Source organism: Nakamurella panacisegetis, assembly GCF_900104535.1.
In the GTDB taxonomy this organism is placed as follows: Bacteria; Actinomycetota; Actinomycetes; order Mycobacteriales; family Nakamurellaceae; genus Nakamurella; species Nakamurella panacisegetis.
The window spans coordinates 1,621,956-1,633,815 of record NZ_LT629710.1 but is presented as its reverse complement, the minus strand read 5'-3'; the positions used below and the strand labels follow the sequence as shown (position 1 = coordinate 1,633,815).

General features: G+C 70.7%; 6 protein-coding genes. All 6 read left to right on the top strand.

Annotation, left to right across the window (positions count from 1 at the left end):
• Positions 1-57 precede the first annotated feature (57 nt).
• The 6 genes from recC to BLS97_RS07175 all read left to right on the top strand — a co-directional run bounded on the left by recC (position 58) and on the right by BLS97_RS07175 (position 11,496).
• Positions 58-3,381, top strand: coding sequence for an exodeoxyribonuclease V subunit gamma (recC, locus tag BLS97_RS07200; protein WP_090475389.1), 3,324 nt, complete (start codon positions 58-60; stop codon positions 3,379-3,381).
• Positions 3,382-3,391: 10 nt separating this feature from the next.
• Entirely contained in the window at positions 3,392-6,736 is a 3,345-nt protein-coding gene (locus tag BLS97_RS07195; protein ID WP_090475388.1) for a UvrD-helicase domain-containing protein, read from the top strand.
• Positions 6,733-8,481 carry an exodeoxyribonuclease V subunit alpha gene (gene recD / locus BLS97_RS07190; protein WP_090475387.1) on the top strand — a complete coding sequence of 583 codons (1,749 nt, stop codon included), beginning with the start codon at positions 6,733-6,735 and terminating at the stop codon, positions 8,479-8,481. Before BLS97_RS07195 ends, recD begins: the two co-directional genes overlap by 4 nt.
• A gap of 751 nt (positions 8,482-9,232) precedes the next feature.
• Positions 9,233-9,871, top strand: coding sequence for a hypothetical protein (locus BLS97_RS07185; RefSeq protein ID WP_090475386.1), 639 nt, complete (start codon positions 9,233-9,235; stop codon positions 9,869-9,871).
• Positions 9,868-10,401: an RES domain-containing protein gene (locus tag BLS97_RS07180; RefSeq protein WP_090475385.1), complete on the top strand. Its 534-nt coding sequence runs from the start codon at positions 9,868-9,870 to the stop codon at positions 10,399-10,401. Before BLS97_RS07185 ends, BLS97_RS07180 begins: the two co-directional genes overlap by 4 nt.
• A gap of 246 nt (positions 10,402-10,647) precedes the next feature.
• Positions 10,648-11,496: a hypothetical protein gene (locus BLS97_RS07175; RefSeq protein ID WP_157695257.1), complete on the top strand. Its 849-nt coding sequence runs from the start codon at positions 10,648-10,650 to the stop codon at positions 11,494-11,496.
• Positions 11,497-11,860 lie beyond the last annotated feature (364 nt).

The window sequence follows — 11,860 nt, the reverse complement described above, 5'->3', positions numbered from 1 at the left end:
GTGGGCGGATGTGGGTGACGCGCCGCGGTGTCGGTTGGTTCTGTCAGGCTGTCGGGCATGACGATGTTCGTGCACCGGGCCGAGCGTGCCGACGCGCTCGCCGGAGCGCTGGCCGACCTGATGGCCGAGCCGCTGGACGACGTCTTCGCCGAGGAGATCATCGCCGTCCCCGCGCGCGGTGTGGAACGCTGGCTGACGCAACAGCTCTCGCATCGTCTCGGCCCTCGTCCCGGGCGTCAGGACGGCATCTGCGCCGGCGTCCGGTTCCCGTCGCCGGCCGCACTGGTCAACGAGGTCATCAACGGCCCGGCCCGGCACGCCGACCCGTGGGCACCGGATGCGCTGGTCTGGCCGCTGCTCGAGGTGATCGACGAGTCCATCACCCAGCCGTGGGCCCGGACCCTGGGCGCGCACCTCGGGGTGGGTGCCGGCGACGCCGAACGCGCTCACCGACAGGGCCGCCGCTATGCGGTGGCCCGTCGGATCGCCGGGCTGTTCGACGCCTACGCCACCAACCGATCCGCCATGCTCGCCGATTGGGCGGCCGGGCGGGACACCGACGGCCTTGACCGCTCCCTGCCCGAGGATCTGCAGTGGCAGGCCGAACTCTGGCGTCGGGTGGCGGCGCGGGTCCAGGTCGGCAACCCGGTCGACCGGCGCCAGGAGGCCATTGATCGGCTGCGGGCCGATCCGGCCGAGAACGCCCTGCCGCAACGCCTTTCGTTGTTCGGCCCGACCCGGCTGCCCCGCAGCCAGCTCGAGGTGCTGGACGGCCTGGCCGAACACCGCGACGTCCACCTGTGGCTCCCGCATCCGTCTCCGGCCTTGTGGGAACGCCTGGAAGGCCGCGTCGAGACCGGGTCCCGTCGCATGGACCCGACGGTCACGGCGGCCCGACATCCGCTGCTGGCCTCGCTCGGGCGGGACTCCCGAGAGCTGCAATTGGTCCTGAACACCGTTGACCACGCCGATCTGCACCATCCGCTGCCCGCCCGGCCCGGGACCCTCCTCGGCCGGCTGCAGGACAACATCCGGCAGGATCACACCGCCGCCCGCCGCCCGGTCGTCCCGCAGGACCGCAGTGTGCAGATCCACGCCTGCCACGGCCCGGCCCGTCAGGTCGACGTCCTCCGCGAGGTGCTGGTCGGGCTGCTCGCCGACGACGACACCCTGGAACCCCGCGACGTGCTGGTGATGTGTCCGGACATCGAGGCCTATGCACCGCTGATCGCGGCCGCGTTCGGCCTGGCCGACGTGGTCCCGGAGGACCGGGGGCATCCGGCGCACCGCCTGCGGGTCCGGTTGGCCGACCGGGCGCTGACCCAGACCAACCCGCTGCTGGCCACCGTGGCCCGCTTGCTGCGGATGGCGGGCGGCCGGGTCGGCGCCTCCGAGGTGCTGGATCTGGCCGGCTGGCCGCCGGTGCGGCGGCGGTTCGGGTTCGACGACGACGACCTGGACCATCTGGCCCGCTGGGTCACCCAGTCCGGGGTCCGGTGGGGCCTGGACGCCGATCATCGCGGCCCCTTCGGCCTGCAACGGTTTCCACAGAACACCTGGCGGGCCGGCCTGGATCGGATTCTGCTCGGCGTCGCCATGGCCGACGAGGACCAGAACCGGCTCGGACTCGCGTTGCCGCTCGACGACGTCGGCAGTGGGGACGTCGAACTCGCCGGCCGGTTGGCCGAACTGCTGGACCGGCTCCAGTACGCCCTCGACGCCCTGACCGGGACGCGGCCGTTGGGTGAATGGCTCGACGCGCTGTCCGAAGCGGTCGACCTGCTGACCGACGTCGGGACCGACGACGGATGGCAACGGGCCGAGGTTCGTCGTGAGCTGGGCGACGTCGCGGCGGCGGCGGGACAACGGGTTTCGGGAACCCAGCTGGGGCTGTCCGACCTCCGGGCCCTGCTCGGCGGCCGGCTCGGCGGGCGGCCGACGCGAGCCAACTTCCGGACCGGCACGCTGACTGTCTGCACCATGGTCCCGATGCGGTCGGTGCCGCACCGCGTGGTCGCCCTGCTCGGCCTGGACGACGGGATCTATCCGCGCAACACCCGGCCCGACGGCGACGACATCCTCTCGCGGGAACCGGCCATCGGGGAGCGGGACAGCCGGGGCGAGGATCGGCAGCTGATGCTGGACGCGATCCTGGCCACCACCGAACATCTGGTGATCACCTACACCGGCGCCGACGAACGCACCGGCGCCGTCCGGCCGCCGGCCGTACCCCTGGGCGAGCTGATGGACTCGCTCGACGAGACGGCGGTGGCCGCCGACGGTTCGCCGGTCCTGAACCAGGTACTGGTGCGACATCCGTTGCAGCCCTTCGACGCCAAGAACGTGATTCCGGGTGCGCTCGGTCGGCCGGGTGCGTTCAGCTACGACGACACCGCCCTGCAGGGCGCCCGGGCCGCGGTCGGGCCGCGTCATCGGCCCCGGCCGTTCCTGGCCCGACCGTTGCCGCCGCGCCCGACCGCGGACGTCGACCTGGCCGAGCTGATCGCGCTGCTGACCCATCCGGCCCGCGGATTCCTGCGTCAGAGGCTGGACGTGGCAACACGTTTCGAAGAACCGGAGCCGAGCGACAGTCTCACCGTCGAGCTGGACAGCTTGCAGCAGTGGGCGGTCGGCGATCGGATCCTCCGGGACCGGCTGGCCGGCGTCGACGACGCGGCTTGCCGGCAGGCGGAGTGGCGACGCGGAGTGCTGCCGCCCGGACCGCTCGGCCAGTCCACCCTCGACGCGCTGCTGAACGAGGTGAACCCGTTGGTCGAGCGGACCGAGACGCTGATGCGGCCGGAACGCCGGACGGTCGACGTGTCGGTCGCGCTGGCCGGCGGTCGCCAGTTGCGCGGCACGGTGGCCGGGGTGCACGGCACCGCCGTCGTGTCCGTCGGGTACAGCAAGCTGGGCCCGAAACCTCAGCTGTCGGTGTGGATCTCCCTCCTGGCCCTGGCCGCGGCCCATCCGGAGCGGGAGTGGACGGCGGTGGCCGTGGGGCGCGGAGAACCGGGGCGGCCGCGGAGCGCCACCTTCGGTCCCATCGAGCAGCAGAAGGCCCGGACGTACCTCGCGGCGCTGGTCGAGCTGTACGACGCCGGCCTGTGCGAGCCGTTGCCGTTGCCGCTCAAGACCTCTTTCGCCTACGCCGGTTCGGTGGTGAAGATGGAGGGGGAGGACCAGGCCGCCTTCGCGGCGCGGCGCTCCTGGTCCTCCGGGAAGTTCCCCGGTGAGGACGACGACGCCCCGCACACTCTGGTCTGGGGCAACCGGGCGCCGTTCGAGGATGTCTTCGGTGACCCGGCAACCCGGCTCGGCGAACTGTCGGTGCAACTCTGGGGTCCACTGCTGCAACACCGCCGGATGACGGCCCTGTGAGAGAGCAGACATGAGCGCGCCGAACCTGTTGGAGCCCATACCGTTCGACATCCGCGATCCGCTGCCGACCGGTACCACGGTGCTCGAGGCGAGCGCCGGAACGGGCAAGACCCACACCGTGGGGGCGCTCGTCACCCGCTACGTCGCGGAAGGGCGGGCCACCCTGGAACAGCTCCTGGTGGTGACCTTCGGGCGGGCCGCGAGCCAGGAACTGCGGGAGCGGGTGCGGGAACAGCTGGTCGTCGCCGAGCGGGCGCTGGCCGATCCGGGCCCGGCCCGTGACGACCCGAACGACCTGATCGCCGGCTTGGCCGATGCCCCGGACGACGAGGTGGCCCTGCGTCGTCACCGCCTGACCCGGGCTCTGGCCGACTTCGACGCGGCCACCATCGCCACCACGCACCAGTTCTGCCAACAGGTCCTCACCGGCCTCGGGGTGGCCGGCGACAGCGACTCCGGCACCACTCTGGTCGAGGACCTCGACGATCTGGTGGTCGAGGTGGTCGACGACCTGTACATCCGGCGGTTCGGCGCGCCCGGCGCGGAGGCGCCGCAGATCGACCGGACGGTGGCCCTGGAACTCGGACGCCGGGCGGTGGGCGACCCCGGTGCCCGTCTCGAACCGGCCAACGAGCCGCCGGAGTCATTGTCCGCGTTACGGTTCCGCTTCGCGACGGCCGTGCGCAACGAGGTCGACAAGCGGAAGCGGGAACGCGGGCTGCTCGGCTACGACGATCTGCTGAGCCGTCTGGCCCGGGCCCTGGAACCGGCGGACGCGGCGGCGCGGCTGCGGATGCGGGACCGCTGGAAGATCGTCCTGATCGACGAGTTCCAGGACACCGACCCGGTCCAGTGGGACGTCCTGCGGCTGGCCTTCGCCGAGGTGGCCACCGTGATCCTGATCGGCGACCCCAAACAGGCGATCTACGCCTTCCGCGGCGGTGACGTCTACACCTACCTGGCCGCCGCGCGCACCGCGCACGCCCGGGCCACACTGGGCCGGAACTGGCGCAGCGACGCCCCGCTGGTCGACGCGCTGCAGGTGCTCTTCGATGGCGCTGAACTGGGTGAGGAGGAGATCGTGGTGCGGCCGGTCCGGTCGGCCCATGCCGGGTCCCGCCTGGTCGGAGCACCGTCATCGGCCCCGTTGCGGCTGCGTGTGGCAACCCGCGAGCAGTTCGGGAAGGGCCCGCGGGCCAAGGTCTACATGGATCAGGTGCGCCCGCACATCGCGGAGGACCTCGCCGCCGACATCGCCCAGTTGCTGGCCTCCGGTGCGCGGTTCGACGGACGGCCGCTGATCGCCGGGGATGTCGCCGTCCTGGTCAACACCCACGTGCAGGCCGCGCAGGTCCGCGAGGCGCTGGCCGCGCACCACGTCCCGTCGGTGACCGCCGGGGCCGGCAGCGTGTACGGCACCGCGGCCGGGGACGATTGGCTCACCCTGCTGGAGGCGTTGGAACAGCCGCACCGTGCGGGACGGGTCAGGGCGGCCGCGCTCACGCCGTTCCTCGGGTACACCGCCGAGGATCTGGATCGGGGCGGGGACGGGATCACCGACCAGCTCGGCACCCTGCTCCGGAACTGGGCCGACCTGCTGAAGTCCCGCGGCGTGGCGGCGCTGCTGGAACTCTCGTTCACCGAACAGGGGCTCCCGGGCCGGATGCTGGCCGAGGTCGACGGCGAACGGCGGCTCACCGACCTCCGGCACCTTGGTCAGGGCCTGCAGGCCGCCTCGGTCGAGGAAGGACTCGGCTTGGCCGCGTTGGTCGAGTGGCTGCGCCGGCGCCGGGACGAGTCGGCCATCGAGACCAGTGCCGAGCGGATCCGTAGGTTGGACAGCGATGCGGCCGCGGTACAGGTGCTCACCCTGCACGTCTCCAAGGGCCTGCAGTATCCGGTCGTCTACCTGCCGTTCGCGTCCGACCGGTGGGTCAACTCCGAACCCAAGGTGCTGCAACTGCACGACAACGACGGCCATCGAGTGCTCGACGTGGGCGGATTCACCTCGATGGGCCGGCCGGAGCGGGAGCGCCGCGCTGCCCGTGAGCAGGCCGGAGAGGCGTTGCGGCTGCTCTACGTCGGTCTCACCCGGGCCCAGTCACAGGTGGTCACCTGGTGGGTGCCCTCCAGCAACACCCCGGACTCCGGATTGCACCGGCTGCTGTTCGGGCGCACCCCTGGTTCGGGCGAGATCCCGGACACCGCAGTGCTTCCCAATGACGACGAGGTCCGCAGTCGGCTGGACCAGCTTCAGGCCAGAGGTGGCCCGGCGATCGAAGCCTCGGTACCGGCGCCGAATGTCGTCGTACCGGCGGCGGTCCGGTCCAGCGCGTCCTTCACCGTCGGACACTTCGACCGGACCCTGGACACGGCCTGGCGCCGGGCCTCCTACAGCGCCTTGTCCGCGGCCGGTGAGGCGGCTGGCGAAGGGGTCGGCAGCGAGCCGGAGACCGGCGAACGGGACGACGAGGTGATTGCCGAGACCGCCGTCACCGCAGTCGATCCGGCCGCCGATGCCGCCCTTCGGTCGGTGCCGTCGCCGATGGCCGATCTCCCGGCCGGCACCTCGTTCGGCACGCTGGTCCACGCCGTCCTGGAGCACACCGACCCGCAGGCGCCGGACCTGATGGCCGAGCTGACGGCGCGCAGCGCCGAACAGCTGGCCCGGCACTCCGGCCCGATGACGGCCGGGCAACTCGCCGCGGCGCTGCGGCCGGTGCTGTCGACACCGCTCGGCCCGATCGCCCAGGGTTTGACGCTGGCCGATCTGAGCGTCCGAGATCGATTGACGGAGTTGAACTTCGAACTGCCGTTGGCCGGCGGTGACCGTCCGGCGGCCGAGGTCCTGCTGGGCGATGTGGCGCCGCTGTTGCGGCGTCATCTGCCCCGCACCGACGCGATGCATGGCTACGCCGACCGGCTGGCCTCGCCAGAGATGTCCTGGCAACTGCTCCGCGGATACCTCACCGGCAGCCTGGACGCCGTGCTGCGGCTGCCGGGCCCGCGGTACGTCATCGCGGACTACAAGACGAACTGGCTCGGCGGTGACGACGGCGAGCCGTTGTCGGCCTGGCACTATCGGCCATCGGCCCTGCAGCAGGCGATGACCCACTCGGACTACCCGCTGCAGGCGTTGCTGTATTCGGTTGCGCTGCACCGGTTCCTGCGCTGGCGCCAACCGGGCTACGACCCGGAGGCGCATCTCGGCGGCGCGATCTATCTCTACGTCAGGGGCATGTCCGGCCCGGCCACCCCGATCGTCGACGGGCTGCCCTGCGGTGTCTTCGGCTGGCGGCCGCCCCCGGCGTTGGTGGTCGAGTTGTCCGCGTTGCTGGATCAAGGAGTGTCATGACCACCCCGGTGCTCGACGTCGATCCCTACGACGCCCGTTTCGCCTCCCGGGCCACCGGCCTGCTCGGCGTGTTCAACCGCGTCGACGTGTTGTCCGCGGCCGACGTGCACGTGGCGAACCGGCTCGGCGCGCTGGCCGACGAACCGGACGAGCAGGTCCGGTTGGCCGTCGCTCTGGCTGTCCGCGGGGTGCGGGGCGGCTCGGTGTGCATCGATCTGCGTGAGATGGCCCGTGTCGCACCCGATCTGCCCTGGCCGGAGGTCGGGTCGTGGACGGACCGGGTGAAGGCCAGCCCCCTGGTCGGCCCCGGCCGGCCTCTGCGGTGGGACCTGGATCTGCTCTATCTGGACCGCTACTGGCGGCAGGAGGATCAGGTCAGGGCCGATCTGACCGTCCGGGAGGCCCAGCTGCCACCCTCGGTCGACCCGGCGGTGTTGCAGGACAGCCTCGATCGGCACTTCCCCGAGCTGACCGACCAGCGGCTCGCGGCCGAGAGTGCCGTCCGTCGCTGGACCACGGTGCTCGGCGGCGGCCCCGGCACCGGCAAGACGACCACCGTGGCCAGGCTGCTGGCCGTCCTGCACGACCAGCACGGCCCTGGCCTGCGCATCGCGCTGGCCGCCCCGACCGGCAAGGCCGCGGCCCGGTTGCAGGAGGCGGTTCAGCAGGTGGTGGCCACCGAGTTCGGCGCGGCCGACCGGGAGCGCCTGGCCGGGGTCACCGCCTCCACGTTGCACCGGTTGCTGGGCAGCCGGCCCGGGGACGGCACCCGGTTCCGCCACGACCGGGAGAACCGGCTGCCGCACGACATCGTGGTGGTGGACGAGACCTCGATGTTGTCGTTGACGTTGATGGCCCGGCTGCTCGAGGCGGTCCGACCCGACGCCCGGCTGGTACTGGTCGGTGACCCGGATCAGCTGGCCTCGGTCGAGGCCGGGGCGGTGCTGGCCGACCTGGTCGCCGGCCTCACGGCCCGGCCGTTGCCGGCCGGCTCCGTGCGGCCGGTCGTCGTGCTCACCCACACCTGGCGGTTCGGCAGCGTGATCGGCCGGCTGGCCGGTGCCGTCCGCGCGGGGGACGCGGATGCGGCGGTGGCCGTGCTGGCCGCGGGCGAGGCCCCGCTTGATCTGGACACCTCGGAGGAACGGATCCGGGACGACGTGGTGAGAGCGGCGACGGCCATCCGCGCGGCGGCCAAGGACGGCGACGCCCGGGCGGCGCTGGCCCAGCTCGACCGGCACCGGGTGCTGTGCGCGCACCGGGCCGGCCCGTTCGGGGTGCAGGCCTGGAGCCGCAAGATCGAACGGTGGCTGGCCGACGTCCCGGGCGATCCGCGGGAGGGCGAGTGGTACATCGGGCGGCCATTGCTGGTGACGGCCAACGACTACGCGTTGGGTCTGTTCAACGGGGACACCGGCGTGGTCGTGCGGCAGGCCGACGGTTCGGCCCGGGCAGTGTTCGCCCGCGGTGCCGATCTGGTGGACTTCGCCCCGAGCCGGCTCGGCGATGTCGAGACCGTGCACGCGATGACGGTGCATCGCAGCCAGGGCAGCCAGTTCGAGCGGGTCACCGTGATCCTGCCACCCGCCGATTCGCCTCTGGCCACCCGGGAGATGATCTACACCGCGCTGACCAGGGCCAAGGAGCATGTGCGGCTCGTCGGTTCGGACGTCGAACTCCGGGCGGCCATCGCTCGTCCGGCCGCCCGGGCGAGCGGACTTCGGCTTCGGCTGGCCTCGGGCTGATCGGGAGTGCCTCTGGTCAAATCGGGCTTGCCTCCGGCCAGGGGTGTCGTCAGCGTGACTGGCGTTCCCGGATGGCTCGGCGCGTCCTCGTGACGCGCTCGGCCAGCCCGGAGGCGCCGTCGGCCGGGAGCGCCGCGACCGGGAACCAGCATCCACAGCAGATCGACCAGGCGACCTTCTTCGCTCTGGTGATGCCGGGTCACCCCTTCGGGGTTGGACCAGGTGATCGCCGCGGCCACACCTCGGCCGCCACCTGCACCGGCCACCGCAACCGGTACAGGGCGACCAGGCCAGGCGGGACCGGGACCCACTGGGCCGAACCGCGCGGAAACCACCCCAAAAAAAACGGCGCAGCAGAGACGACGCCGTGAGGCTGTGAAATCGTACGGTGCCCGGTCCGCGATCCCTGATCGGTCATCGATCCGCAACGAGCTGGCTCGGTTGGGCGGTGGCGTCAACCGGACACGAGCTGTCGGTGGTCGCGCAGGCGTCTTGATTCCGCTGCGAGTTGTCGTCCAGGTCCGATCACTCGGCGCGGTACGGGCAGCCACCCTCGGACACCCTGTGCTTCACGGCCCTGCTGACAGGCAGTCGCGCTTTAGCCTGGACGAGCTGCAAGCTTCGCCGGCACGCGGGTGACCTTGTCTTGTGCCATGCACCGGATGTTCACGGGGACTGGGCGATCACACAACAAGCGATATTTTGCCCCAAACGGGCCCCGTTCGGGCGAGCAACGGATTACAATCGGAACATGGATCAAGTCCGCCGTCATTCCGGCGTGCCCGAAGAAGACGTGGCGTCCGTCGCCGTCCCGACCGCACTCGAGCCTGACTTGCAGGCCACGGCCGTACGCCTGATCACCCGTGCTGAGGCAATGGGCCTGATTGCGACGGATGATCTGCTTACATTGTCGCGATCCTCCTTGACGGCGGCGCTGGACGCGTTCTTCAAAGCTGGCATCGGCCGCCTGCTGACCAAGCCAACCGAAGCTGACGAAGACCTCCGCAGTGCCTTGGACTTGATGAACATCGTCGTGGAGAACTCTCCGAATCCCGATACGGAATGGGAGTCGCTCCAACGGACGCTTCCACCCGAGGTTCTGACGAAACTGCTCGGCATCAGCGAGTCGTCGGTGCGTCGCTACGCGAACCACGGGCGCCCGACACCACAGGACGTGGCCGTCCGACTGCACTGGCTGGCGATGAGGGTGGCCGATTTGGCCGGTGCGTACAACAGGTTCGGCATCCTGCGATGGTTCGACCGGCCGCGGAGGGCACTGAACGGACAGTCTCCGTCGCAACGGCTCACCGGCACATGGTCGCCCGACGACCATCCGGTCATCGAGGTCGCTGACCTAGCCGCAAGTCTCACCGCGATGTCTGCCACGTGACCTGGTATCGACATGCAGACGCCCGATACCCGTTTCTCTGGGAGGACTCGTCGCAGCCGCCAGCCCGGTGGCACGGTGCAGGGGAAGGGCCGGCCAACTACTTCGCGGACACACCGGACGGCGCCTGGGCGGAGTTCCTGCGGCACGAGGAGATCACCGAACTCGAAGATCTAGCCGGTGTCAGCCGGGCAATCTGGGCGGTTGACGTGCCGCACCCCGAGCCTAAGCGGCCAACCCTGGCACTGAACGATCTGATCGGTGACGAGTCGTCCTACGATGCCTGTCGGCAGGAAGCTCGAACTATCCGACTGCTGGGCGAGGTCTGCCTGGTCGCCCCGTCTGCGGCGCTCAAACCACGCGCGGCGGCTGGCTGGACCGTGGACAAGGGCGAGTATCGGGCAGCTCCCCGGGACGGCGTGGTGCTGGTCATGTTCGGGCAGCCGTCACAAGCTGTCGAAGGTTGGCAGGCGGCCGTGGATGCCCGGCCACCCGTGCGCGTACTGATGTCCGTTCGACACCTGGCGGACTGATCACTGGGCCGTGCGTGTGGCTCAGTTTCCCGCGCAAGTAATCGGCGGCCAGAGCCAACGCCTGCCGCTCACCGACGGTCGGCTAGCCAGATCGGTTAATCGCCTTCGCTCGATACTGCCGGATCGCGCCGTCCACATCGACGTCGCCCAGCAACGACTCAGCACGGGTGCAGATCTCCTGGAGCGTTCGAGCTTTGTCGTCCAGCCAGTTTCGCTAGCCGAACCTACAGCGAGACGATCCTCCCTGTGGGGGCCACGACTTTGGAGACCGACTCCGCCTCGTTCAACGGCACGATCAGCGGCTCGTCGGTCACGCTCACCTTCTCGCACGGCTTCGGATCGACACTGTCCGGACAGCTCGACGGCAAAACCCTGCGGCTGTCCGTTCCGCAAGCGGACGGCACCATCCAGGTGGAGACGTACCAGCCCGGGAGGACGGATGAGTACAACAGTGCCGTGCAGGTCGTGCAGGCCAGTGCCGCGCAACTAGAGCAGCAGGCGGCATCGAATGCCTCGGTGGCGTCCGAAGAGTCCGCGGCCAGCGCGGCAGCGGCCGCCGCACAGCAGCAAGCCGCGAGCGACCAGCAAGCCGAACAGAGGGCACTTGCCTCCCTCGAACAGGACACGAACTTCGACCAGCAGCTCTCCAGCTTGTCGGCCGATGTCAAACAGACCCAGGTGGACCTGGACCACACCCGCTCTGACGCCAAGGCTGGCGGTGGCGACAATTGCGTCAACGCCAGCTCGGTCGTCTACAACGACGCCGCGAGCACTGTCTACAACGACGCCGCGAGCAGCCTCTCCAACGACGCGATCCAACTGTCGATTCAGTTCGCCACCGCCCAGACGGACATCGACAACGTGCAAAGCGCCGAGCAGCTCGGCGCCGATGGGGTGGCAGCCGACGCCTCGTCGGCCGGCTCGGTCGACGCCGCCAAGAGTGCGATCGCCGCGGCGAAAGCGACAGCGAACGCCGACATAGACAAGGTGAACGAAGCCGTCGCGGCGGCCTACAAGGTCGCCAACAGCATCGCGACCGGCCCATGCGCCGGCACCGGGCCGGGGGACCCGCCCGACCCGATGGCGCACATCTGAGGTCTGGTCGCAGGTGGCAACCGGCGGGGGAGTAGCGGTGTCCCTCCCTGGGCGGACAGACCGGCTCAGTGCGGACGTCCCGACCGAACACAGGCCCGGTCGGCGCAGAGCCTGATGGAATCGGCGGCGTCAGCGCGGCGGTCCGGTGTGTCCTGTGCGTGACCGCTCCCACCCCGGGCGAAGGCGCCGCGACGGACCGTGCGGCGCAGGGGAACGGACCGGGACACGTCCGGCGATGACAAGGCCGAGCTGGCCGGGCAACTTGATCACCCCGCCGCGCCATCACCGCGGTTCACCGTCGCTATAGCGCGGTCGGCTGGTCAAGGCCTCGGCCGGCGACGTGGCACAGGTAGAGCCCGCGAGC